The 24,545-nt window shown below is 69.6% G+C and carries 21 protein-coding genes; 9 read left to right on the top strand and 12 right to left on the bottom strand.

The features are described 5' to 3' along the window. The first annotated feature begins 87 nt into the window (after window positions 1–87). Window positions 88–1,842, top strand: coding sequence for a hypothetical protein (locus OOT46_RS04520; RefSeq protein WP_265402398.1), 1,755 nt, complete (start codon window positions 88–90; stop codon window positions 1,840–1,842). A gap of 61 nt (window positions 1,843–1,903) precedes the next feature. Here OOT46_RS04520 and OOT46_RS04525 read toward each other — a convergent pair whose 3' ends face one another. The 7 genes from OOT46_RS04525 to OOT46_RS04555 all read right to left on the bottom strand — a co-directional run bounded on the left by OOT46_RS04525 (window position 1,904) and on the right by OOT46_RS04555 (window position 7,851). Continuing rightward, window positions 1,904–2,941 (bottom strand): sulfate/molybdate ABC transporter ATP-binding protein, encoded by a 1,038-nt coding sequence (locus tag OOT46_RS04525; protein WP_265402399.1) that lies wholly within the window; start codon window positions 2,939–2,941, stop codon window positions 1,904–1,906. Further along, complete coding sequence (gene cysW, locus OOT46_RS04530; protein ID WP_265402556.1) at window positions 2,938–3,828, bottom strand: sulfate ABC transporter permease subunit CysW; 891 nt, start codon at window positions 3,826–3,828, stop codon at window positions 2,938–2,940. Before cysW ends, OOT46_RS04525 begins: the two co-directional genes overlap by 4 nt. 36 nt (window positions 3,829–3,864) lie before the next feature. Beyond that, window positions 3,865–4,707: a sulfate ABC transporter permease subunit CysT gene (gene cysT, locus OOT46_RS04535; RefSeq protein ID WP_265402400.1), complete on the bottom strand. Its 843-nt coding sequence runs from the start codon at window positions 4,705–4,707 to the stop codon at window positions 3,865–3,867. 15 nt (window positions 4,708–4,722) lie between these two features. Next, entirely contained in the window at window positions 4,723–5,760 is a 1,038-nt protein-coding gene (locus OOT46_RS04540) for a sulfate ABC transporter substrate-binding protein (RefSeq protein WP_265402401.1), read from the bottom strand. A 112-nt stretch (window positions 5,761–5,872) separates the two neighbouring features. Continuing rightward, a complete protein-coding gene (locus tag OOT46_RS04545) occupies window positions 5,873–6,883 on the bottom strand; it encodes a sulfate ABC transporter substrate-binding protein (RefSeq protein WP_265402402.1) in 1,011 nt (336 codons plus the stop codon). A gap of 120 nt (window positions 6,884–7,003) precedes the next feature. Further along, complete coding sequence (locus OOT46_RS04550) at window positions 7,004–7,612, bottom strand: RBBP9/YdeN family alpha/beta hydrolase (RefSeq protein WP_265402403.1); 609 nt, start codon at window positions 7,610–7,612, stop codon at window positions 7,004–7,006. 20 nt (window positions 7,613–7,632) lie between these two features. Beyond that, window positions 7,633–7,851 (bottom strand): TOBE domain-containing protein, encoded by a 219-nt coding sequence (locus OOT46_RS04555; RefSeq protein ID WP_265402404.1) that lies wholly within the window; start codon window positions 7,849–7,851, stop codon window positions 7,633–7,635. Window positions 7,852–8,057: 206 nt separating this feature from the next. Here OOT46_RS04555 and OOT46_RS04560 point away from each other — a divergent pair, with 206 nt between their 5' ends. Beyond that, window positions 8,058–8,639: a hypothetical protein gene (locus OOT46_RS04560; protein ID WP_265402405.1), complete on the top strand. Its 582-nt coding sequence runs from the start codon at window positions 8,058–8,060 to the stop codon at window positions 8,637–8,639. Window positions 8,640–8,655: 16 nt separating this feature from the next. Here the strand turns inward: OOT46_RS04560 and OOT46_RS04565 are convergent, their stop codons facing one another. Continuing rightward, window positions 8,656–10,239 (bottom strand): right-handed parallel beta-helix repeat-containing protein, encoded by a 1,584-nt coding sequence (locus OOT46_RS04565; protein ID WP_265402406.1) that lies wholly within the window; start codon window positions 10,237–10,239, stop codon window positions 8,656–8,658. Window positions 10,240–10,591: 352 nt separating this feature from the next. Between OOT46_RS04565 and OOT46_RS04570 the strand changes: the two genes are divergently transcribed. Both OOT46_RS04570 and OOT46_RS04575 read left to right on the top strand, forming a co-directional pair. Then, a complete protein-coding gene (locus OOT46_RS04570; RefSeq protein ID WP_265402407.1) occupies window positions 10,592–12,148 on the top strand; it encodes a hypothetical protein in 1,557 nt (518 codons plus the stop codon). Window positions 12,149–12,351: 203 nt separating this feature from the next. After that, on the top strand, window positions 12,352–13,083 hold the full coding sequence (locus OOT46_RS04575; protein ID WP_265402408.1) for a PEP-CTERM sorting domain-containing protein: 732 nt from the start codon (window positions 12,352–12,354) through the stop codon (window positions 13,081–13,083). A 13-nt stretch (window positions 13,084–13,096) separates the two neighbouring features. Here the strand turns inward: OOT46_RS04575 and OOT46_RS04580 are convergent, their stop codons facing one another. Then, window positions 13,097–14,134, bottom strand: coding sequence for a LysR family transcriptional regulator (locus OOT46_RS04580; protein WP_265402409.1), 1,038 nt, complete (start codon window positions 14,132–14,134; stop codon window positions 13,097–13,099). A 143-nt stretch (window positions 14,135–14,277) separates the two neighbouring features. On the opposite strand from OOT46_RS04580, the gene OOT46_RS04585 reads away from it, so the two are divergent. From OOT46_RS04585 to OOT46_RS04600, 4 genes are all read left to right on the top strand, one after another. Next, the gene (locus tag OOT46_RS04585; protein ID WP_265402410.1) at window positions 14,278–15,129 is read left to right on the top strand and encodes an alpha/beta hydrolase; all 852 of its coding nucleotides are present in this window, start codon (window positions 14,278–14,280) and stop codon (window positions 15,127–15,129) included. Window positions 15,130–15,194: 65 nt separating this feature from the next. Continuing rightward, window positions 15,195–16,481, top strand: a complete 1,287-nt coding sequence (locus tag OOT46_RS04590) for an efflux RND transporter periplasmic adaptor subunit (RefSeq protein ID WP_265402411.1) — start codon at window positions 15,195–15,197, stop codon at window positions 16,479–16,481. Between the two features lie 21 nt (window positions 16,482–16,502). After that, window positions 16,503–19,748 (top strand): efflux RND transporter permease subunit, encoded by a 3,246-nt coding sequence (locus tag OOT46_RS04595; protein WP_265402412.1) that lies wholly within the window; start codon window positions 16,503–16,505, stop codon window positions 19,746–19,748. A 29-nt stretch (window positions 19,749–19,777) separates the two neighbouring features. Beyond that, window positions 19,778–21,256: an efflux transporter outer membrane subunit gene (locus OOT46_RS04600; protein ID WP_265402413.1), complete on the top strand. Its 1,479-nt coding sequence runs from the start codon at window positions 19,778–19,780 to the stop codon at window positions 21,254–21,256. Window positions 21,257–21,304: 48 nt separating this feature from the next. Here OOT46_RS04600 and OOT46_RS04605 read toward each other — a convergent pair whose 3' ends face one another. After that, window positions 21,305–21,724: a thioredoxin family protein gene (locus tag OOT46_RS04605; RefSeq protein ID WP_265402414.1), complete on the bottom strand. Its 420-nt coding sequence runs from the start codon at window positions 21,722–21,724 to the stop codon at window positions 21,305–21,307. 102 nt (window positions 21,725–21,826) lie between these two features. Here OOT46_RS04605 and OOT46_RS04610 point away from each other — a divergent pair, with 102 nt between their 5' ends. Then, complete coding sequence (locus OOT46_RS04610) at window positions 21,827–22,297, top strand: CreA family protein (RefSeq protein ID WP_265402415.1); 471 nt, start codon at window positions 21,827–21,829, stop codon at window positions 22,295–22,297. Window positions 22,298–22,313: 16 nt separating this feature from the next. Here the strand turns inward: OOT46_RS04610 and OOT46_RS04615 are convergent, their stop codons facing one another. After that, window positions 22,314–23,618, bottom strand: a complete 1,305-nt coding sequence (locus OOT46_RS04615; protein WP_265402416.1) for an O-acetylhomoserine aminocarboxypropyltransferase/cysteine synthase family protein — start codon at window positions 23,616–23,618, stop codon at window positions 22,314–22,316. 51 nt (window positions 23,619–23,669) lie between these two features. Next, window positions 23,670–24,536 (bottom strand): ATP-binding cassette domain-containing protein, encoded by an 867-nt coding sequence (locus OOT46_RS04620; RefSeq protein ID WP_265402417.1) that lies wholly within the window; start codon window positions 24,534–24,536, stop codon window positions 23,670–23,672. Window positions 24,537–24,545 lie beyond the last annotated feature (9 nt).

Consider the following 24,545-nt stretch of genomic DNA (forward strand, 5'->3'; position numbering starts at 1 on the left):
ACCGACCGCAGGAGCGAACGAAGGCGCCGGCCAGGGGCCGCTGATGCCTGCATGCCGGGCTGCAGCACCCCACTACCGGAGACAACCATGCTGGACGCCGCAGGCGGCACCTCCTATGTCTACACCCCCGTGTACTACCGGGAGCCCGAACCCGAGCTGCCCCCGGCGCCGAAAAAACCGGATGTCCAGGCCGCGGCCGACCGCGTGATGGACGCCGGCGAGCGGCCCATCATCAAGGACAACTACGAAAAACGCCTGGACGTCTTCGCTCAGGAGATGAGCCAGGGCGACGCGCAGTACCAGGCCGAGCTGATCGACGAGATTCTCAAGCGCGACCCGGGCGCCTTCGACTCCTGGCTGAAGTCCAACCGGGTCCACGACCTCACCGGCGAAGGCCTGCTCACGACGCAGGAGCGCGACACGATCTTCCGCGGCATGAAGGCCGGCATCGAGGGCTGCCGCTTCAATGCCGACGAGATCCCGGCCAACTTCATCCGCGACTCCAAGGACCCGGCCCTGATCGCCAGCTACATGCGCCGGCAGAACACCGAAGACCGGGGCGGCTTCGAACGCTCGCTGACCGCCTTCAGCGGGGTGCCGGCCGACCAGATGCGCAGTTTCATCGCCGATCCGAACAACAAGACGCTGGTGCGCGACTTCACGCTCTCGGTGCAGCGCCACCAGGACTGGTACGAGAACCAGACCCTCGACCTGCTCCAGACCGTGACAACCCCCGGCGGTGTCGTCAGCCATCAGCATGACGCGCCGGTCAGCTTCTCGAAGGAGCAGCTGGCCGCGATGCGCGACGCCTTCCGCGACAACGACGGGCTGAAGACCAATGGCGAACTGCTGCTCGCCTACCCCGACCGCATCGAGCGCAACGAGGAAGTCACCCGGCAGTACTCCCAGTTGTCACACGACATGGCCGACATCGTCGGCAAGGACAACGCGAACTGGGCCACCTTTGCCGTCTGGGCCTCCGACGAAATCGGCCGCAATCTGGAAGGCGGGCTCGGCATCGAGCTCGGCGAAATGGGGCTGGGCGATCCCCGCCACTGGCTCAGCGTGGGCAACTCCAAGCTCATCTCCGACATCGGCCCGGGCTTCCAGCACTTCACCAAGGTCTTCAGCGACCCGGCCAACCGCAACATGAGCTTCGAGGACTTCTGGGCCGGCTTCGAGGCCGAGTGGGGCGGCCGCGGCATCTCCTACCTCGACGGCGGCCAGGACACGCAGCTGGACATGAAAAACGCCTTCAAGGCCTACCACGAGGCGATGCAGCTGCGCCAGCAGGAAACCGACCTCGGCCTCAAGGGCCCCGGCCACGAGCAGGAGATCGCGGCGCTGGCCAACCGCCGCGGCCAGCTGATGCTGTATGCCAACACCCTCGTGGGGCTGCAGGAGCAGGACATCATCCAGCCCGAAATCGAGAAGGGCATGCAAAGCGGCGCCGGCCTGGGGCCGGTCAATCTCTGGGGCGCCGGGCGGCACTGGATCGACCTGCACAGCCCCGACCGGACCTTCCACACCAACGAGTCCTTCCCGGTGTCGGGCGATCGCGTGAAGCTGGACGCGACCTTCACCACGGTTGACGGCAAGACCATCCGACTGAACGACGCGCTCAACGACCGGCTCGCCGGGCTGCGCGGCGACGACAAGGACCCGTCGGATCCGGCCAGCGCCGCGACCGGCCACTGGGAGCGCTACGGCGAGCGCATGACCTACATCTACCACCTGTTCGCCGAGTACCAGCGCGACGGCACGCTGTTCACGGATCCGCGCGTGGCCTTCGACTCGCGCGCGACCGAGCTCAACAACGACCCGCACTACCCCTACGGTTGAGTGGTGTGCCCGGCGCGTCTGCGCGTCGGGCACGAGCGGCCGTCAGACCGCTGAACGCCGCTCAGGCGGGCGACGACTCGAAGCGCGTCACCCGACGCGCCTTCAGGTGGACCGCCACGCCCGGACGCAGGCCCAGCCGCTCGCTCAAGGCACCGTATTCGGAGCGCGGCAGCTCGACATCGACATAGCTGCCGTCATCCACACGCTTGAACTCGATGCGGGTGTTGGGTCCGACCGTCAGCACCTGCGACAGCGTGACGGGCAGCGTGCCGGGCTCCGGCGTCGCAACGATCTCGAGTTCGTGCGGGCGCACGTAGCTGACCTCTCCAGCGGCCGCCAGGCCGCCCGGGCCATGGCCCAGCCGGCCGTGGAACAGGTTGACGTCGCCCAGGAACTGCAGCACGAAAGGCGTGGCCGGGTGGTCATAGACCTGGTCCGGCGAGCCCTCCTGCTCGATGCGACCCTGGTTCATCACGACGATGCGGTCGGCCACCTCCATGGCCTCGTCCTGGTCGTGCGTGACGAACACGCTGGTGACGTGCATCTCGTCGTGCAGCCGCCGCAGCCAGCGGCGCAGCTCCTTGCGCACCTTGGCGTCGAGTGCGCCGAAGGGTTCGTCCAGCAGCAACACCTTGGGCTCGACCGCCAGCGCGCGGGCCAGCGCGATGCGCTGGCGTTGGCCGCCGGAAAGCTGGTGCGGGTAGCGGTCGGCGATCCAGTCCAGCTGCACCAGCTTGAGCAACTCGTTCACCTTCGCGCGGATCTCACGCTCGGGCGGACGGCTGGCCTTGGGACGCACGCGCAGCCCGAAGGCGACGTTCTCAAAGATGCTCATGTGCCCGAACAGCGCGTAGTGCTGGAACACGAAACCCACCTGGCGCTCGCGCACGTCAGCGAATGTCGCGTCCTCGCCGTGGAAGCGCACCGAACCGCTGTCCGGCCGCTCCAGCCCGGCGATGATGCGCAGCAGCGAGGTCTTGCCCGAGCCCGAAGGCCCGAGCAGCGCGACCAGCTCCCCGGAGGGGATGTCGAGGTTCAGGTTGTCGCAGACGACGGTGGCGCCGAAGCGCTTGTTCAGACCACGGACTTCTATGCTCATTCCAGCTCTCCCGCGAGTTGTTTCTCGCGCTTCACCCGCTGCTCGACCAGCAGCTTCAGCACCAGCGTGACGAGCGCCAGCCCGGCCAGCAGCGAGGCCACCGCAAAGGCCGCCGCGAACTGGTATTCGTTGTAGAGGATCTCGATGTGCAGCGGCATCGTGTTGGTCTGGCCGCGGATGTGGCCCGAGACCACCGACACCGCGCCGAACTCGCCCATCGCCCGGGCGTTGCACAGGATCACCCCGTACAGCAGCGCCCACTTGATGTTGGGCAAGGTGACGCGCCAGAAGATCTGCCAGCCCGAGGCGCCCAGCACGCGTGCGGCCTCCTCCTGCTCCTGCCCCTGGCTCTGCATCAGCGGGATCAGCTCGCGCGCGATGAAGGGGAAAGTCACGAAGATGGTCGCCAGCACGATGCCCGGCACCGCGAAGATGATCTTCACGTCGTGGTCGCGCAGCCACTCGCCCCACCAGCCCTGCAGGCCGAACAGCAGCACATAGATGAGGCCGGCGATCACCGGGCTGACCGAAAACGGCAGGTCGATCAGCGTCAGCAGCAGGTTCTTGCCGCGGAAGTCGAACTTCGCGATGCACCAGGCGGCTGCGACGCCGAACACCAGGTTCATCGGCAACGCGATGGCGGCCGCCGTCAGCGTCAGCTGGATGGCCGAGAGCGCGTCAGGCTCGGTGATCGCGGCGAGGTAGACCTCGACGCCCTTCTTCAGCGCCTCGACAAACACCGAGACCAGCGGAACGAAGAGGAACAGCGTCAGGAACAACAGCGCGACGGCGATCAGCGTGACACGTACCCAGGGCGCTTCCTGGGTGGCCGAGCGCCGCTGCGGCGGCGGCACGGCCGTTGCGGGGTGGTGCGTGCCGGCGGGCATGGTAGCGGTATGGATCATGGTATCGGACGTCGGCCCTCAGCGGCCCTGCCGCCGGCGCGACCAGGCCTGCAGCAGATTGATGAAAAACAGCATCACGAAGGAGGCCACCAGCATCACCACGGCGATCGCGGTGGCGCCGGCGTAGTCGTACTGCTCCAGCTTGGTGATGATGAGCAGCGGCGTGATCTCGGACACCATGGGCATGTTGCCGGCGATGAAGATGACCGAGCCGTACTCGCCCAGTGCGCGCGCGAAGGCGAGCGCGAAGCCGGTCAGCAGCGCGGGCGTCAGGATGGGGAAGATCACCCGGCTGAAGGTCTGCCAGCGGCTTGCACCCAGCGTCGCCGACGCCTCCTCCAGCTCGGTGTGCAGGTCCTCCAGCACGGGCTGCACGGTGCGCACGACAAAGGGCAGGCCGATGAAGGTGAGCGCGACGAAAACGCCCAGCGGCGTGAACGAGACCTTCAGGCCCAGCAGCGCCAGCCACTGGCCGATCCAGCCGTTCTGTGCATACAGCGCGGTCAGCGCGATACCGGCCACGGCGGTCGGCAGCGCGAACGGCAGGTCCACCAGCGCGTCGACCACACGCCGCCCCGGGAAGGAGTAGCGCACCAGCACCCAGGCCACCAAGAGCCCGAACACCGCATTGACGAAGGCGGCTGCCAGCGAAGCGCCGAAGGTCAGGCGGTAGGAGGCCAGCACGCGCGGCGAGCTGACCGCCTCCCAGAACTGCGGCCAGCTCAAGGTGAAGGTCTTGAGGAAGGCCGCCGACAGCGGGATCAGCACGACCAGGCTGATGTAGAGCAGCGTGAAGCCGAGCGCGAGGTCGAAACCGGGCAGCACGCTGTGACGCCGCAGCAGGGTGCGGGAGAAGATCATGGTCAGCGTTCCGGGTCAGCGTTTCGCGGCCGACAGGATCTGATCGTAGGTGGCGCCGTCGTCGAAGTGCTCCTTCTGGGCCTTTTTCCAGCCGCCGAACACCTCGTCGATCGTGAACACCTGGACCCTGGGGAAATCCTTCGCGTATTTCGCGAGCACCTTGGCAGCACGGGGACGCAGGTGGTGGCGGGCGGCCAGGTCCTGGGCCTCGTCCGACCACAGGTACTTCAGGTAGGCCTCGGCCAGCTTGCGGCTGCCCCGCTTGTCAGCCACCTTGTCCACCACCGCGACCGGGTTCTCGGCCAGGATGGTCCAGCTCGGGTAGACCACGTCGAAGTCCTCGCCGAACTCGCGCTTGATCAGCGGCACTTCGCTCTCGAAGGTCACCAGCGCATCGCCGATGCCGCGCTGTGCGAACGTGGTGGTGGCGGCGCGCCCGCCGCCGTCGAAGACCGGCACATTCGCGAAGATGCGCGTCGCCAGCTCACGTGCGGCAGCCGGCGTCGCGCCCTTCTTGAGGGTCGCACCCCAAGCCGCCACATAGGTGTAGCGGCCGTTGCCGGTGATCTTGGGATTGGGAATCACCACCGAGACGCCCGCGCGGCCGAGGTCGTCCCAGTCCTTGATCTTCTTCGGGTTGCCCTTGCGCACCAGGATCACCGAGACCGAGGTGGTGGGCGCGCTGTTGTCGGGCAGGCGCTTGGCCCAGTCGGCCGGCACCAGCTGCCCGCGGTCGTGCAGCATGTCGATGTCGTTGGACTGGTTCATCGTGATCACGTCGGCCTCCAGGCCGTCGGCCACGCTGCGTGCCTGCTTGCTGGAGCCGCCGTGCGACTGGTTCAGCTTGACGTCCTGCCCGGTGCTGGCCTTCCAGTGTTTCGCGAACAGGGTGTTGTAGTCCTTGTAGAACTCGCGTGAAACGTCGTAGCTGACGTTCAGCAGGCTCTGCGCCTGGGCAAAGACCGGCAGTGCGGTCCCGCCGACGGCCGCCGCGGCCAAGGTGCACAGCAGGGCCCGGCGGCCGGGCAGGAAGCGAGAGGCGGGAAAGGGCATGGGGTGTCCAGAATCCAACAGAGATGCCCCATCCTAAGGACCCCTCCTTCCATGACGAACGATTTGATACGCAGTTGCTTATCCGGATTTCGTATATAGACTCACCTCAACACTACTTCCGGGTAAATATCTTGTCGAAGACACCGCCGTCCGCGAAGTGGGTCTTCTGTGCCTTGCTCCAGCCGCCGAAGGTCTCGTCGATCGTGAACAGGGTCACCTTGGGGAACTGCCCGGCGTACTTGGCTGCCGCTTGCGGGTCGACCGGCCGGTAGTAGTTGCGGCCGGCGATGTCCTGGCCCTCCGGCGAGTAGAGGTAGTCGAGATAGGCTTGTGCGACGGCTCGCGTGCCCTTTTTGTCGACCACCTTGTCGACCACCGCGACCGGCGGCTCGGCACGGATGCTCAGTGAAGGCGCGACGATGTCGAACTTGCCCGGGCCGAGCTCCTTCAGCGCCAGCAGGGCCTCGTTCTCCCAGGCCAGCAGCACGTCGCCGAGGCCGCGCTCGACGAAGGTGGTGGTCGCGCCGCGGGCGCCGGAGTCCAGCACCGGCACGTTTGCCAGCAACTTCGTGACGAACTCCTGGGCCTTGGCTTCCGAGCCGTACTTCTTTTGTGCATAACCCCAGGCGGCCAGGTAGTTCCAGCGTGCGCCGCCGGAGGTCTTGGGATTCGGCGTGATGACTTGCACACCCGGCTTCACCAGGTCGTCCCAGTCCTTGATGCCCTTGGGATTGCCCTTGCGCACCAGGAACACGATGGTCGAGGTGTAGGGCGCGCTGTTGTGCTTCAGGCGCTTCTGCCAGTCGGGGGCCAGCAACTTGGCGCGCGCGGCCACCTCGTCGATGTCGTAGGCGAGCGCGAGCGTCACGACATCGGCCTCCAGCCCGTCGATCACCGAGCGAGCCTGCTTGCCCGAGCCGCCGTGCGAGGTCTTGACGCTGACGGTGTCGCCGGTCTTGTCCTTCCAGTGGCGGGTGAAGGCGGCGTTGTACTCCTGGTAGAGCTCGCGGGTCGGGTCGTAGGAGACGTTCAGCAGGCTGACGTCCTTGGCGAGGGCTGCGGTGCCGGTGGCGGCCAGCGCCAGCGCGGCCAGCGAGTGTCGGAGGAAGCGGAAGGAAAACATCGGAGTCCTGTGGTGTTTGGTTTTGCGCTCTTCGCGGTGAAGAGATGCTAAAAACAGAGCAGCCGCGGAAGAACGAATGGATCCGCCGTTCCTTATTCGAAAAACAATGAAGCGAGCGGTTCAGACCGCGAACGAAAACTCCAGCGTGTGGGCTCGCTCCGGCCGCCGGGCGCGTTCGACCTGCTGCACCAGCAGGCGGGTGAGTGTTTTGGCCTGAGGCAGCGGCCCGAAACCGGAGTCCACGTTGATGTGGCCGACATCGCCGAGATTGAGAAACTGGCTGCCCCAGCGACGCGCCCAGGCGCGCGCCGACTCGATGTCCATCCAGGGATCGGTCTCGCTGGCGACCAGCCCATGCGGCAGCGCCAGCCGGTGCTGGGGCAATTGCGCCTCGACGCCGAACTTGGCGGGGTCGGCCGGCGCCACCAGCAGCGCCGCACGCACCGGCGCTTCGCGCTCCCCGGCGGCTTGCGCGAGCATCAGGTAGCGCGCCAGCGCCAGGCAGCCGAAGCTGTGCGCCACGGCCACCCAGGCGCCGGCCGGATGGCCCTGCAAGGTCGACGCAATGCGACCGGCCCAGCGGTCGAGGTCGGGCACCGTCCAGTCGTCCTGCTCGACGCGGACGCTGCCGCGAAACTGGTGCTGCAGCCAGGTCTGCCAGTGCCCCGGACCGCTGTCGTTCAAGCCCGGGATCACCAGCACCCGGACCGGATCGCCTCGATATGCCACACCGACTCCTTTCACCGGCTTCAGAGGGTGGCGATCGACACCTCGGTCGACTTCACCAGGGCGATCACCTCCTTGCCGACCGTCAGGCCGAGTTCCTTGACCGAGCGGGTCGTGATGACCGAGGTGACGATCAGGCCGGCCGGCGTCTCGACGTCGATCTCCGACACCACCGGCCCCTCGATGACCTCCTTCACCTTGCCGCGGAACTGGTTGCGAACATTGATGGCCGTGATGCTCATGGGCGGAAACTCCTGTGGGGGGTGAGGTGCGGCCCGGCCGCTCCCGGCGGGCTCGAGCAGCGAAGGTAACGAAGCGGACCTGGTCGGAGAACGAATGAATCCGACGCTGCACATGCGGAAAGCGCATGCGGGTCGGCGAGCAGAGGCTGGAACACCGGGCGCCGGCGTTCGCAGGAGAATCGGAGCTTTTACCGACGCCGCCCGCGATGCCCTCGGATCTTGTCGACGCCAATTACCGCTTCATCGCAGCCTCCAACGAGCTGAACGCGCGCATCAGCCAGCGCCTGCAGGCGCTCGGCCTCTACCTGACGCTCACGCTGGGGCTGCTGGCGGCCTTGCTCGGCCTCCAGCACGAGGGCGGCGCCCCGCGGCTGCCGGTGCACTGGCTGTCCTTGGGTTTTCCGGTCGCCTCGTGGTGCCTGGTCCTGCTCAACTACAAGACCGAACGTGCGCTGGCCCACTTGCGAGGTTTCCTGTCCGCGCTGGAGCAACTCGGCGACGCCCACCTGCGCCTGCCCAGCTACAACACGGATCCGCGCTGGTCGCTCAGCGCCAACAGCGCGCGCCGCTTCCAGGACTATGCCGCTGGCCTGCTCGCCGGTGCGGGCAACGGCCTGGCCCTCGGGGCCCTGTGGTACACCTACCCGGCCGAGCTGGCCGGGGCGCGGGTGCTGCTGTGGCTGAGCACCTCGACGGCGGCACTGTCGGTGCTCGCGCTGTTCTCGATGCAGCGGCTGGCGGTGCGAGCCGCCGGCTCGGCACAGGACACCGGCCCCGCGCCCCGCTGAGGGCACGGGGCGTGCATCATTGCCGCTCGGCCGCGCCGAGGTCGATGCCACCGACGCTGCGGCGCGGCACCGGCAGGCCCCTGGCGTCGAGCTGGTAGGTCACCGCGAGGTTGCGCACTGCCTGGGGCGACTCCTGGCCCGCGTTCACCACCGGGCTGCCGGCGAGCGGCTGCAGGGTCTGCAAGTCCACCGGCGGGGTGCGGCCGGTGATGAGGTTGGCGACGCCGTTGAGCGCGCCGCCCACCTGGTGCCAGAGACCGGCATCGGTCCAGCGCGCATCGATCCAGTTGCGACCCAGGTTGACGATGCCGCCCGAGGGGATGCCGTCGGCGTTGTCCTGCTTGTCGCGCATGCGCGGATACGGGATCGCGGCATCGAACAGGAAGACGTTGTTCCAGACCTCGGCGGTCTCTTCTGTGGTCGAGATCTGGAAGATCACGGCATAGTCGTCGCCCGTGATGTGCACCGTGTTGTTGAAGAAGTACAGCGTGCCCTTGCGGTAGCTGTCCTCGTTGCCGGCGTGGTCCCCACCGTAGTGGATGGTGCTGCCCTTGCGGCCGTCCTTGACGATCTGGTTGCCATAGACGTAGGTGCGGCGGTAGGCCGGGTCGTCCTTGATCAGCACGTAGTAGTCCTCGGTCTCGACCAGGTCGAGCGCGCGGGCTCCGTCCTCGATGCGGTTGTAGCGGATCACCGGGCCCACCGAGCGGTCCTTCAGCGAGTTGCCCGCCGCGCCCGCGCGCATCGGGCCGTAGCGGTTGAACTCGTAGACCGTGCCCACGCTCTGGATGTAGGTGGTGTGGTTCAGTTGGATGCCCGCCACGCCGTTGCCGTGGAAATGGTTGCCGGCGATGCGCAGGTTGCGCGTGATCGTGAAGTCGCCCTCTTCCTTCGAGTTGCTGAAGATGGCCTGGGAGCAGTCATTGATCTCGTTGTCGGCGATCGTGATGTTGTGGCCGCGCTCGATCCACACGCAGGCGCCGAACTCCACATACTCCCGGCGCTGGCCGAAGCTGTCGGTGAAGTGATTCCCGGGGCGGGCGCCGCGGATGTGCAGCCCGTCGATCTGGATGAAACGCGGGTAGGCCTGCCAGGCCTGCGTCTGCAGGCGGTTGACCAGGACCACCGAACGCGACTCGTGCAGCTCATGGCCGTAGGGCACGCCGCGGCGCGAGACCGCGTCCCGGCCGTCGAGGATGGGACGCTCGCCGTTGGGGCCGCGCACGCCGCACACGCGCACCGGCGCGTCGGCACGGCCCTGCGCAGCGATCACCACCTTGCCGTGGTAAGGCGTCGAGCGGTAGAAGACCCGCACCGTGTCGCCGGCCTTGAGCTGCTCCCAGGGCACCTGGTCGAGGTCGCTCAACTGTCCGGCGCGCGGTCCGACCTGGTAGTCCGTGCCGCTGCCCGGCTCGCAAGCGCTGATGCCGAGGATTTCGGCCGGGACTTCATGCCTGTCGGCAGCGTCGCCGGAGCCACCGCCACCGCCACCGCCGCCGCAAGCTGCGAGCAATGCCGCCAAGGCGATGGCACCGCTGGTGAGTGAGACAAAACGGCGCGCAGCCGCAGCAGGCAGGCGCCTGAACGTTTGTTGTTGCATCTTGATGTGTTCAGCCGCGACTGGCGTCGGCCGACCTTTCCCTGAGCGGCGAATTTAACATGCACTTTCACAACGGCGAGGCGGCTGGTCAGAGAAGGCTGTCACCCTGATCAACGGTCGAAATTGCCGACCGGACGGTTGAGACACCGGTCTCAAGGCCGCGGCAGCGTCTCGGCATCGCCGGGGCGACGGTAGCCGAGTCCGCTCCAGGCACGCACTGTCAGATCCTTCAGGAGCCCTCGGCGCCAGGCATCCCGCGTGAGATCGTGCACACCCTGTCATCGCCGCCCGTCCGCAAGGGCAGCGCTTGCGGCCGTCATAACATCCGCGACCGCTCACACGCCACCCCGCCATGACCCACCCCGACTTCATCGACGTCCAGCTCGAGCGCCCTTTCGCGATCGGCCCCCGGCCCTGCAACGCGCTGGCGACCTGGTTCGTGGCCGCGCTGGCCGAGCGCGCGCTGCAGGCCGGATCGCCGGCGAGCCTGCCGGCCGACGCACTGCGACGCCGCATCGGCAACGAAGCGGCCTATCCGATGGCCGTCACCCGGCTGTTCCGGCTCTGTGAAGCCGCCGGCGTGCAGATCGGCTGGGGTCCCGGCGGCCCGGCCGCGCCGACTGGACTCAGCCTGCACGGCCGCAAACATGGCCCCTTCTGGGTGGCGCCGGGCCAGGCGCGACGTTTGCGGTTCTGGCTGGGCGAGCGCCGCCTGCGCCTGCCGGCGCTGCGCCAGCACCTCTTGGCCGCGTGCGCCGACCCGGAAACTGCCGCAGGCACACCGGCGCCGACGGGGGACGGCCGCTTCTGGTTCTCCTTCCTGCAGGCCCGCCAGCAGGCGGAAGAAGGCGGATCGGTCCCGCCGGCCGCGGCCCTGCCCTCGCTGTCCGGTCTGGCAGCGCTGGCCCAGGGTCCCGGTGCCGACCTGCAGCAGGCCTGGGCGCTGTTCGCGCTGGCGCGCCAGGCGCGCCGGCGCGACGCGACCGGCTCCGCCCGCGAGGCCTTGCAGCGGGCCCTGGCCGCGACCGAGGCGCAGGCCCGCCAGCCGCGCCGGGAGGCGGTGCGCGGGCTCTGCCACCTGGGGCTGGCCTGGTGCGCCTACCAGGACAGACGTTACGGCGAGGCCCAGGCGCTGCTGGACCGCGGCCTCAAGCCCGCCGAGGGCGCCGTCTGGCAGCACAACCCGCGTCTGCGCGCAGAACGGCTCAACCTGCAGGCGCTGTTGCTGAAGAGCCGCCTCAGCCGGCCAGCCGGCAAGCCGGTGGCGACGGCCGATGCGGCCCGTGTCATCGCGGGCTTCGAGGAGGCGCTGGTGTGCGCCATCGAGGCGGATTCCTTCACGCTGGTGGAGAGCATCGCTTCCAACCTGGGGTATGCGATCTGGCTGCTTCAGCTCGGCGCGGCTGGCGACGCCCCGGACGGCGAGGCGCAGCGGGTCGACGCGATCCGCTGGCTGCTGCTCAGCGAGTGGTACCGGCGCCGCCACGCCCTGGCCGCCGGTTCGCTGTCCAATCTGTTGAGCGTGTGCCGCATCGCGCGCGGCGGCCTGCCCTATGCGGCGCCCTCCGCCACCGGCACGACAACGCCGCTGAAGCTGGCGACGCTGCGGCAGCAGCTGGGCCCCTTCGGGGAGTTGCTGGGCGTGCCGCCGGGCAGCGACGACTGGTCCCTCGTCACCTCCGCCCTGCTGGACGAAGTGCGCGCGCAGCCCGAGGCCCACGGCCGGCTGGAGACGGCCGGGGTGATGCTGGAGCACCTGTGGCAGCTGTGCCGGCGCGCTCACGCGGCCGCCGGCGGCGTGGCGCCTCTGCTCACCGAGCTGCGCTGCCTCGTCGCAGCCATGAACGCCGTGGACCGCGGCTTTTTCGCGCAGGAGTTGCGCAGCCTCGAAGCGAGCGGCCTGTCGTGAAGCTGCTCCCGGCCGCGATGCCGGGCTGGGTGGCGACCTCGGGATCGCAACGGCTTGCCTATGCTTGCCAGCTGCGGCCCGGCTGAGCGCAGGCTGCCCTTCCGGGCAGTAAACACCGGCGGTGACCGCCTCTGCCGCCCGCCTGGGCGCGCCGCTTGCTGCCGGCTTGCTCACTGACCACCCACAAGCTTCAGGAGATCCGCATGCCGACCGTGCCGCACACCCCCCTCGCCGCCCTGCTCTCGGTTGCCGCCCTCGGCGCCCAGGCCGTGCCGCTGACGCCCCCGGACACCATGCTGGAGGCCACGCCCGCCTCGATCGCCGACCGTCCCTCGCTGGCCGGCACCGTGGTCGCCGATGCCGTCGCCGATTTCAGCTACGCCGATTTCGACCTCGGCCCGCCCCCCATCGAGGACCGCCAGGTCACCGGCCAGTTGCAGTCGCGTGTGGTGCGTTCCTCGCTCGACGGCACGCTGGACTTCTACTGGCGCGTGACGCTGGACGCGAACTCGGACCCGGCCTGGGACTTCCGCGTCATGCTGGACGGCGTCTACAACGCCGCCTTCTCCTACGATGCCGGCTGGCGCACGGACGAGCCCGGAACGATGGCCCCCAGCTACCTGCACCGCTGGGACGAGCTGGCCCTCCCCGTCTCGCGCCAGCCGGGCAGCGTGGACTTCAGCTTCGCCGCCGGCGACGAGCCGCTCGCCGCCGGCGCCTCGACCTACTTCTTTTTCCTTGACACCGATGCCACGGCCTTTGCCGAGACCGGCAGCGTGAGCCTGGGTCGCAACATCGTCGGCCGGCCGATTTCCGACACCCTCACCACCTTCGCGCCGGCGGTGCCCGAGCCGTCCACCTATGCACTGCTCGCGGCCGGCGGCCTGGGCCTGTGGCTGCAGGCTCGCCGGCGCCAGCGTCGCAGCGCGGACTGAAGGCCGCGAGGCCTCAGCCGGCCACCGGCTCGGCCTCCACCGCCGGCCACGCGGCCGGCGCGGCCTCCTCCCCGCCGTGCGCGGCGAAACGCTCCGCCTGCTCGCACCGCAGCACGCCGAGCTGGACCAGGTGCAAGGTCGAACGCCGCTGGATCAGGTCGTTGTTGGCGAACAGCTCCGCCACCCAGTCCACGAACACGCGCAGCCGTGTCGTCAGGTGGCGGTTGGGCGGATAGATCACGTGGATGGGCTTGGGCTCCGCCATCCACTGGCACAACACCGGCTGCAGCGCACCGCTGCTGAGGTGCTGCTGCACCATGAAGGTGGGCACCTGGATGATGCCCATGCCGGCCAGGCCCGCCGCGAGATAGGCATTGCTGTCGTTGACCGACACGCGGTAGCTGCCCTTGACCTGCACTCTTTCGCCGTCCTTGGCGAACACGAAGTTCTTGTAGCGCCCCCCTGAAAGGAAGTAGCTCACCATCGTGTGCTGCTCCTCCAGCTCGGAGGGGTGGCGCGGCTGGCCGTGCTTCTGCAGGTAGACCGGGCTGGCGCAGGCGATGGACTGCACCTCGCCGATACGCCGGGCGATCATGGACGGGTCGGTCAGCTCCCCGGCGCGCAGCGCGCAATCGACGTTGTCGCCGATCAGGTCGACCGGCCGGTCGCTCACGCCCATGTCGACCTGGATCTTGGGATAACGCTCGAGAAAGTCGGGCAGCGCCGGCAACACCACCAGGGTGGCGACGCTGGCCGGCACCTCGATGCGCAGGCGACCGCCCGGGCAGGCGCGCGCGTTGTACATCGTCGTATCGATGTCGTCGAGTTCGGTGATCAGGCGCGCGGCGCGCTCGTAATACGCAGCCCCCTCGGAGGTCACGGTGACACGCCGCGTGGTGCGGTGCAGCAGCTTGGTGTGCAGGTGCGACTCCAGCGTCTGCACCAGCTTGGTCACGGTGGGCTTGGGGGTCTGGAGCAGGTCGGCGGCCTTGGTGAAGCTGCCCGTCTCGGCCACGCGCAGGAAGGCGCGCATTGCGGCAAGTTGGTCCATCTTTCCTCCGTCGGCAAGCCCGGTGGGCACCAGGCCAGCGGCGATTATTCATCCATAGAAATAAAGAAACCAAGAACTTCGTATTTATTCGGCGTAAGCAAAACCATATCGTTTGCCGCAGTGCAACACAAGCCCGGCCAACGATGCGCTCCGCCCCCTCCTCCCGCCCACAAAGCCCGTTCGGTGAGCCCGCCGACATCCGCGATGAACAGCTCGGCCTGGGCCCGTCGCGCCGTGTCGGGTTGAGGGTCTACGGCCGGCGTGACCGCCGCCCGGCGCTCGCGGAGTCCTGGCCGCTGGTGCTGCACTTCCACGGCGGCGCTTTTGTCGGCGGATCGCTGGACAGCGGTGCGGTGGTCGCGCGCCTGCTGGCGCTTGCTGGCGCGGTGGTGGTCTCGGTGGACTACCCGCTGGCCCCCGGCGCGCCCTTCCCGCAGCCCCTCGAAGTCGGCTATCGCGCGCTGCTGTGGGCCTGGGCCGCGAGGGTCCGGCTGGCCGGCCGGCGAGCCCGGCTGATGGTGGCCGGCGAGGAGGCCGGCGGCAATCTGGCAGCCGCGCTGTGCGCGGTCGCACGTGACCGCGATGCGCCGCCGCTGGCCGCCCAGGTGCTGCTGTCGCCGATGCTGGACCCCTGCCTGGGCACCGGCTCGGCGCGCCAGGCCGAAGCCGGCCTCAACGGCTGCCGCTGGGCGGCCGGCTGGCGCCACTACCTGGGCCCGGGCGGCGAGGCCGATCACCCCTATGCGGTGCCCGGACTGGCGCGTCGCATGAACGGACTGCCGGCGGCCCTGGCCATCACGGCGCCCGGCGACCCCTTCCATGACGAGACGCTGGCCTACACGCGTCGGCTGCGCGCCGCCGGCATCGCGGCCGAGGACTGCGTGATGGACGGGGCCCGCATCGCGCCGGGCAGCTGGGACGAGGTCACGACGCTGGAAGCGCCCTGGATCCCCCGGCTGCTGCAGCGGCTGCGGCGTTTTCTGCAGACCGGCTGACCCGCGCCCCGAATTCCGATCACCTGCTCCTTCACCTCAGAACGACACACTCTCAGGAGTTTTTCATGAGCCTCCCGCTCGACCCTCACTCGCCGCCCGCGACGGCATCACCTTCCTCTGCGTCTGCTCGGTCCGCTGCGCGCGGCCGGCGACGCCAACTCTGGGCCCTGGGCGGCCTGGTCGCGGCCCTGGCCGGCGGCGGCGCCGCGGTGCTGGGCCTGTCCTCCCCCAGCGCCGAAGCCAACGCCCCGGCCGCACCGCCGCCGGCCACACCGGTCTCGGTGGCACCGGCGCTGCAACGCAGCGTGGCCGCCTGGCACGAGTTCTCCGGCCGCCTTGAAGCGGTCGAGCGGGTCGACATCCGCCCGCGCGTGGCCGGCACGGTGCAGGCCGTGCACTTCCGCGAGGGCGCACTCGTCAAGGCCGGTGAACTGCTCGTCACGCTGGACCCGGCGCCCTATGCCGCCGAAGTCGAACGGCTGGACGCCCAGGTTGCGGCGGCGCAGGCCCGCGTCTCGCATGCCGCCAGCGAGCTGCAGCGCTCGCAACGCCTCTGGCAGGAGCGCGCCATCGCCCAACGCGAGCTGGACGAACGCGAGAACGCCGCCCGCGAGGCGGAGGCCAACCTGCGCTCGGCCCGCGCCGCGCTTCAGGCGGCCCGTCTCAACCTCGGCTACACCCAGGTGCGCGCCCCGGTGGCGGGGCGTGTCGGCCGGCTTGAGGTCACGGTGGGCAACCTGGTGGCCGCGGGCGCCTCGGCCCCGGTGCTGACCACGCTGGTGTCGGTGAGCCCGATCTACGCCAGCTTCGAGGCCGACGAACAGGTGGTGCTGCGCGCGCTGCGCCAGCTCCCCGGCGGCGGCTCGGCGCGCAGCCAGCTCGCGCGCATCCCGGTGCGCATGGGCACCGCCGAAAGCGCCGACCTGCCGCATGCCGGCCAGCTGCAGCTGGTCGACAACCAGGTCGACGCACGCAGCGGCACGGTGCGCGTGCGTGCCGTCTTCGACAACGCCGACGGCAGCCTGATGCCGGGCCAGTTCGCGCGCCTGCGCATGGGCCAGCCCAGCGAGCAGCCGGCGGTACTGATCAGCGAGCGCGCCATCGGCACCGACCAGAGCAAGAAGTTCGTGCTGGTGGTCGGCGCGGACAACACCGCCAGCTACCGGGAAGTGACGCTGGGCCCGAGCATCGACGGCCTGCGTGTCGTCGCCTCGGGCCTGAAGGCCGGCGAACGCATCGTCGTCAACGGCCTGCAGCGCGTGCGCCCGGGGGCGCAGGTCGCCCCGCAGCCGGTGGAGATGGACGCGCGCGCCCAGCAGCAGGCCGGCGGCCGTGGCGCCACCCGGTCCTGATCGCACCCCAGGGAGTCCAACGTGAACCTATCGAAGTTTTTCATCGACCGGCCCATCTTCGCGGGCGTGCTGTCGCTGCTGATGCTGATCGCCGGCCTGCTGGCCATGCGCGCGCTGCCGATCTCCGAATATCCCGAGGTCGTGCCGCCCTCGGTGGTGGTGCGGGCGCAGTACCCCGGCGCCAACCCCAAGGTCATCGCGGAAACCGTCGCGACGCCGATGGAGGAAGCCATCAACGGCGTCGAAGGCATGCTTTACATGAGCAGCCAGGCCACCACCGACGGCCTGCTGACCTTGACCGTGACCTTCCGCCTCGGCACGGACCCGGACAAGGCCCAGCAGCTGGTGCAGAACCGCGTTTCGCAGGCCGAGCCGCGCTTGCCCGAGGAGGTGCGGCGGCTCGGCGTGACCACGGTCAAGAGCGCGCCCGACCTCACCATGGTCGTGCACCTGCTCTCGCCCAACGAGCGCTACGACATGACCTACCTGCGCAACTACGGGCTGCTCAACGTCAAGGACAGGCTGGCACGGGTCGAAGGCGTCGGCCAGGTGCAGATCTTCGGCGCCGGCGACTACTCGATGCGGGTCTGGCTGGACCCGCAGAAGGTCGCCGAGCGGCGCCTGTCCGCGAGCGACGTGGTGCGCGCGATCCGCGAGCAGAACGTGCAGGCGGCGGCCGGCATCGTTGGCGCCTCGCCGAGCCTGCCTGGGGTGGACCTGCAGCTGTCCATCAATGCCCAGGGTCGCCTGCAGACCGAGGAGGAGTTCGGCGAAATCATTGTCGCGACCAGCGCCGACGGCGGCGTGACACGCCTGCGCGACATCGCGCGCATCGAGCTGGGCGCCTCGGAGTACGCGCTGCGCTCGCTGCTGAACAACAAGCCGGCAGTGGCACTGCCCATCTTCCAGGCGCCGGGCAGCAATGCGATCGCGATCTCCGACCAGGTGCGCCAGGTCATGGCCGAGCTGAAGCAGGACATGCCCGAGGGCGTGGACTACCAGATCGTCTACGACCCGACGCAGTTCGTGCGCGCCTCCATCGACGCGGTGGTGCACACGCTGCTGGAAGCCGTGGCCCTGGTGGTGCTGGTCGTGATCCTGTTCCTGCAGACCTGGCGCGCCTCCATCATCCCGCTGCTGGCGGTGCCGGTGTCCATCGTCGGCACCTTCGCGGTGATGCACCTGTTCGGCTTCTCGATCAACGCCCTGAGCCTGTTCGGCCTGGTGCTGGCGATCGGCATCGTGGTGGACGACGCCATCGTGGTGGTCGAGAACGTGGAGCGCAACATCGAGGCCGGCCTGAGTCCCCGCGAGGCCACCTACCGGGCCATGCGCGAGGTCTCGGGGCCCATCATCGCGATCGCCCTGGTGCTGATCGCGGTGTTCGTGCCGCTGGCCTTCATCAGCGGTCTGACCGGGCAGTTCTACAAGCAGTTCGCGCTGACCATCGCGATCTCGACCGTGATCTCGGCGATCAACTCGCTGACCCTGTCGCCGGCACTCGCAGCCCTGCTGCTGCGCGCCCACGGCACGCCCCCGGACGCGCTGACACGGGTCATGGACCGCAGCCTGGGCTGGCTGTTCCGCGGCTTCAACCGGGCCTTCGGGCGCGGCTCGACCGCCTACAGCGGCGGGGTGTCGCGCGCCATCGGCCGGCGCGGTCTGATGTTCGCCTTCTACCTGGCACTCGCGGCCGCCACCTTCGGGCTGTTCCGTGCCGTCCCGGGCGGCTTCGTGCCCGGCCAGGACAAGCAGTACCTGGTGGGCTTCGCGCAGCTGCCCGACGGCGCGACCCTGGATCGCACCGAGGACGTGATCCGGCGCATGGGCGAGATCGCGCTGAAGCAGCCCGGCGTCGAAGACGCGATCGCCTTCCCCGGCCTGTCGATCAACGGCTTCACCAACAGCTCCAACGCCGGCATCGTGTTCGTCACGCTCAAGCCCTTCGACGAGCGGCGCGACGAGACACTGAGCGGCGGCGCCATCGCGGCCCAGCTGAACCAGCAGTTCGGCGCCATCGAAGACGCCTTCATCGCGATGTTCCCGCCGCCGCCGGTGCAGGGGCTGGGCACCATCGGGGGCTTCAAGCTGCAGATCGAGGACCGCGCCGCGCTCGGCTACGAGGCGCTGGCCGAGGCGACCAACGCCTTCATGGCCAAGGCCTGGCAGGCGCCCGAACTGGCCGGCATGTTCAGCAGCTTCCAGGTCAACGTCCCGCAGCTCTACGCCGACATCGACCGCACCAAGGCGCGCCAGCTGGGCGTTTCGGTGACCGACGTGTTCGACACCATGCAGATCTACCTGGGCTCGATGTATGTCAACGACTTCAACAAGTTCGGGCGGACCTACTCGGTGCGGGTGCAGGCGGATGCGGCCTACCGGGCGCGCGCCGAGGACGTCGGGCTGCTGAAGGTGCGCTCGTCCAGCGGCGAGATGGTGCCGCTGGCGTCGCTGATCCGCATGCAGCCGAGTTTCGGGCCCGAGCGCGCGATGCGCTACAACGGCTTCCTCTCGGCCGACATCAACGGCGGCCCGGCGCCCGGCTACTCGTCGGGGCAGGCGCGCGAAGCCGTCGAGCGGATCGCCAGGGAGACCTTGCCCAAGGGCGTGAGCTACGAGTGGACCGAACTGACCTACCAGGAGATCCTGGCCGGCAACTCGGCGCTGTGGGTCTTCCCGCTCGCGGTGCTGCTGGTCTTCCTGGTGCTGGCGGCGCAGTACGAGAGCCTGACCCTGCCGCTGTCCATCATCCTGATCGTGCCGATGGGGCTGCTGGCGGCCATGACGGGCGTGTGGCTGTCCAGCGGCGACAACAACGTGTTCACCCAGATCGGGCTGATCGTGCTGGTGGGGCTGTCGGCCAAGAACGCCATCCTCATCGTCGAGTTCGCGCGTGAGCTGGAGTTCGCCGGACGCAGCCCGGTGGAGGCGGCCATCGAGGCGAGCCGCCTGCGCCTGCGCCCCATCCTGATGACCTCGCTGGCCTTCGTGATGGGCGTGCTGCCGCTGGTGCTGTCCACCGGCGCCGGCGCCGAGATGCGCCAGGCCATGGGGGTGGCGGTGTTCGCCGGGATGATCGGTGTGACGCTGTTCGGCCTGTTCCTGACGCCGGTGTTTTACGTCCTGATGCGCCGCCTCACCGGCAACCGGCCCCTCAAGCTGCACGGCGAGGTGCCGCACCCCTGGCAGGTGACCGAGCCCACGCAAGCGGGCGGCGGGGCGACCGCTCGCCCGCTGCCGGCCGCGCCCCGCGAGGCGCTGGACTGAGCCCGCATTCGAACCCGAAGGAATCTTTCATGACTGCGATCACCTTCCCTGCCTTGAAACGACCGGCCCTCGCCGCGCTGCTGGCCGCGATGGTGCTGGCCGGCTGCGCGACCCCCGAGGCCGTGGACCCGGCGGCGCTGCCCGCCGTGCCGGCCGGCTTCAAGGAAGCCGACAGCGGCCGCTGGACCGTGGCCGCGCCGGCTGACATGCAGGAGCGCGGTGCCTGGTGGCGCCTGTTCTCCGACCCGGTGCTCGACGGCCTGGCCGAGCGCGCCGCCCTGCACAACACCGACCTGCAAGGGGCCGCTGCCCGGCTGGCCCAGGCGCGGGCCCTGCTGCGTGTCAGCGATGCCGCCCGCGCCCCGCAGCTGCAGGCCCAGGCCGGCGCGCTGCGTGAAGCGCCCCCCGGCATGGGCGGCCGAGCCGCCACATTGCTGTCCGCGGGGCTGGGCCTGTCCTACGAGGCCGACCTGGTTGGCCGCCTGTCGGCCGCGACGCGCGCCGCCACGCTGGACGCCCAGGCTCGCGAGGCCCTGCTGCAAAGCACCCGGCTGGTGGTGCAGGCCGACGTCGCCTACACCTACCTGACCCTGCGCGCGCTGGACAGCGAGCGCAGGCTGGTGCGTGACACCCTGCTCGCCTACGGCGACACCCTGCGCCTCACCGAACGCCGCTTCGAGGCCGGCGACGTGGCCGAGCTCGACGTCGCGCGGGTGCGCACCGAGGTCGCCGCCACCGAGGCCGAGGCCCTCGCCCTGGACCGCCAGCGTGCCGAGCTGGAGCATGCGCTGGCCGTGCTGGTGGGCGAGCCGGCCTCCAGCTTCGCGGTGGTCGACCTGGCGGCCAGCGGGCAGCCCTTGCCGCAGGTCGAGCTGCCCCATGTGCCGCCCGGCCTGCCGTCCACGGTGCTCGCGCGCCGGCCGGACGTGGCGGCGGCCCAGCGCAGCCTGATGGCGGCCCAGGAGCGGGTCGGCATCGCGCGCGCCGCCTGGTTCCCCAGCCTTGCACTGACCGCCAGCGGCGGCCATGCCTCCGGTGAGCTGTCGGATCTGTTCGAATGGTCGGCGCGCGCCTGGAGTGTCGGCGCGCTGCTGTCGCTGCCGATCTTCGACGGCGGGCGCCGCGAGGCCGGCGTGCAAACCGCGCGCGCCGAGCTCGACGCCGCGCTGGCGGCTTACCGCCAGCAGGTGCTGACGGCCTTCCGCGATGTCGAGGACCAGCTGAGCGGCTTGCGCCTGCTGGCGCAGCAGTCACAGCTGCAGCAACGCGCGGTGGAGTCCGCGGCCCGCGCCACGGCGCTGTCGGCCTCGCGCTACCGCAACGGGCTGGTCAGCCAGCTGGAACTGCTCGACGCTCAGCGCAGCGAACTGCGCAACCGCCGCCAGGCCCTGGTGGTGCAGGCGGCGCAGTACCAGGCCACGGTGGGCTTGATCCGGGCCCTGGGCGGCGGGTGGGAGGGGCCCGCCGAGGGCGATGCCCCGCCCTCGCGCAAGCAGGCCAGCCTCTAGAAAACCTGCGCGGCACGGAGCCTGGCCCGCGCCCGCTCCGGGGCGGGTTCAGCCCGCCGCCGACCGGTGCGGCGGGTTGACGAAACCGAGCTGGGCTTCCTGAACCAGCTCGCAGGCCAGCCGGGTGACCACGGCCTCCACCGGCACCGGCGGTGCGTCCGCGGCGCTGCGCAGCAGCCGGCGCAGCGTGTCGGCGTGCGGCAGCGCGGGGCCAAAAAAACGCACCTCGCCGTCGCGCACGATCAGCAGGCTGGGGAAATCCTCGATGTCGAGGTCGCCGAGCAGCTCGGCTTCGTCCTCGATGTCCACCCAGCGGAAGGCCACGTCCGGCCATTCCGCCTCGGCCTGCTCCCAGATCGCCTGGTAAGCCTCGCAGACCCGGCACCAGCCGGCGCAGAGACAGGCAGCGAGCAGGCCGGCCGACGGGCCGGGCTGCGGGGCGGACGCGGGGGCGGGTGGTTGGCGCATCGGGCAAGCCTACCGCAGCCGCGGCTGCAAGCAGAATGCTCGGTTTTTCAGACCCGCCGGGACCGGTCACACTGTGGCCTTCATTGCCACTGCGGAGTCCTCATGAACCAACCGGCCACCCTCGCGATCGCCCTTCTCTGCACCGCTGCCCCGGCGCTGGCCGAGCCCATCGGCTCGGTCGACACCGTGTTCAAGCTGATCGGCCCGGACCACAAGGTGGTGGTGGAGGCCTACGATGATCCGAAGGTCACCGGCGTGACCTGTTATGTCTCGCGGGCGAAGACCGGCGGCATCTCGGGCGCGGTGGGCCTCGCCGAAGACAAGGCCGAGGCCTCGATCGCCTGCCGCCAGGTGGGCCCGGTGTCCTTCGCCCAGCCGGTGCGCCAGCAGGAAGAGGTCTTCAACGAACGCCTGTCCATCCTCTTCAAGAAGCTGCGTATCGTGCGCATGGTGGACCGCAAGCGCAACACCCTGCTCTACCTCACCTACTCCGACCGGCTGATCGAAGGCTCGCCGCGCAACAGCGTGACGGCGGTGCCGGTGGACCGCGGCACCCCGATCCCGGTGAAGTGAAGCGGCGACGAAGGGCTCAGGCCGCGGCAAGCGCCTGGTCGAGGTCGGCCAGCAGATCGTCGATGTGCTCGATGCCGACCGACAGCCGCACGGTGTCCTCGGTGACACCGGCCTTGCGCAGTTCCTCGCCGGACAGCTGTCGATGGGTGGTGGAGGCCGGATGGGTGGCGAGAGAGCGCACGTCGCCGATGTTCACCAGCCGTGTGAACAGCTGCAGCGCGTCGAGGAAACGCGCGCCGGCCTCACGGCCGCCGCGGATGCCGAAGGTGAGCAGGCCCGAGGCCTGGCCGGAGAGGTAGCGCTGCACCAGCGTGTGGTCGGCATGGTCGGGCAGGCCGGGATAGTTGACCCACTCCACCTTGGCGCTGCTTTTCAGGTGCCGTGCCACCTTCAGCGTGTTGTCGCTGATGCGGTCCATGCGCAGCGCGAGCGTCTCGATGCCCTGCAGGATCAGGAAGCTGTTGAAGGGCGAGATCGCGGCGCCGGTATTGCGCAGCGGCACCACCCGGGCCCGCCCGATATAGGCGGCGGCGCCGAGCGCTTCGGTGTAGACCACCCCGTGGTAGCTGACGTCGGGTTCGTTCAGGCGCTTGAAGCGCTCCTTGTGTTCGGCCCAAGGGAAGCGGCCGGAGTCGACGATGGCACCGCCCAGGCTGGTGCCGTGGCCGCCCAGGTACTTGGTCAGCGAGTGCACGACGATGTCGGCCCCATGTTCGATGGGCCGGCACAGGTAGGGCGTGGGCACCGTGTTGTCGACGATCAACGGTACGCCGTGGCGATGCGCCACCTCGGCGATCGCAGCGATGTCGGTCACGTTGCCCTGCGGGTTGCCGAGCGATTCGACGAACACGGCCTTGGTGCGAGCATCGATCAGCGGCTCGAAGCTGGCCGGATCCCGATAGTCGGCGAAGCGGCTCTGGATGCCGTACTGGGGCAGCGTGTGGGCCAGCAGGTTGTAGGTGCCGCCGTAGAGCGCGCTGGACGAGACGATGTTGTCGCCGGCTTCGGCGATGGTCAGGATCGCATAGGTCACCGCCGCCTGGCCCGAGGCCACCGCGAGCGCGCCGATGCCGCCTTCGAGCGCGGCGACCCGCTGCTCCAGCACCGACTGGGTCGGATTCATGATGCGGGTGTAGATGTTGCCCTGCACCTTGAGGTCGAACAGGTCGGCGCCGTGCTGGGCGCTGTCGAAGGCGAAGGCGACCGTCTGGTAGATGGGCGGCGCAACCGCGTGGGTGGTCGGGTCGGGCTGGTGGCCGGCGTGCACCGAAAGGGTCTCGAACTTCCAGTCGGGCTGGGAAGGCTGGGGGCTCTGGCTCATGGACGGGTCTCCGAGGGCTGAAGTGGTCACGGCGGGTTCACACTGCCAGGCTCACACGGCAAAGCGCCAGTCGGGCGCAGGCAGCGGCATGGCGGCGGGGTCGCGGGACGGCCTGTCCTGCCCTGGCTGCTGCAACACCCGCTTCAGGATACGCTCCTCCCGGGCCGCGAAGGCTGCCGCCCCGCGCGAGCGGGGCCGCTCCAGTCCGATGCGCTCGTCGAAGGCGATGCGCTGCTGCTCGATCAGCACCACGCGATCGGCCAGGGCCACCGCCTCGGACGCGTCGTGCGTGACCAGCAGCGCGGTGAAACCGTGCTCGCGCCACAGCGACTCGATCAGTTGCTGCATCTCGATGCGCGTCAGCGCGTCCAGCGCGCCCAGCGGCTCGTCCAGCAGCAGCAGGCGCGGCCGGTGCACCAGCGCGCGCGCCAGCGCGACCCGTTGGCGCTGCCCGCCCGAGAGCACCGCGGGCCAGTCCCCGGCCCGCTCGAGCAGACCCACCTGGGCCAGCGCCTCGCGGGCGCGCTCGCGGGCGTCGGGGCCGGTCAGCCCCAGCGCGATGTTGTCGAGCACCCGTTTCCAGGGCAGCAGGCGGGCATCCTGGAACATCAGCCGGGTGTCTTCGTCGCGACCCGCCAGCGTCCGGCCGTCGAAGCGCAGCTGCCCGGCATCAGCGCTTTCCAGGCCGGCCAACAGGCGCAGCAGCGTGCTTTTGCCGCAGCCACTGCGGCCGACGATGGCCAGGAACTCGCCGGGCGCGATGCGCAGGTCCACACGGTCGAGCACACGGCGGCCGGCATAGGCCTTGGACAGGCCTGCCACCTCGACGGCGGTGCCCCGTCCCCGGCTGCTGCGGGCGGCAGGCGCCTCGGGCACCGATAGCTCCAGGGATACGACACGTTCCAGTTCAGCGCTCATCTGCACGGC

This window comes from Aquabacterium sp. A7-Y, assembly GCF_026153205.1.
Taxonomy (GTDB): Bacteria; Pseudomonadota; Gammaproteobacteria; order Burkholderiales; family Burkholderiaceae_C; genus Caldimonas.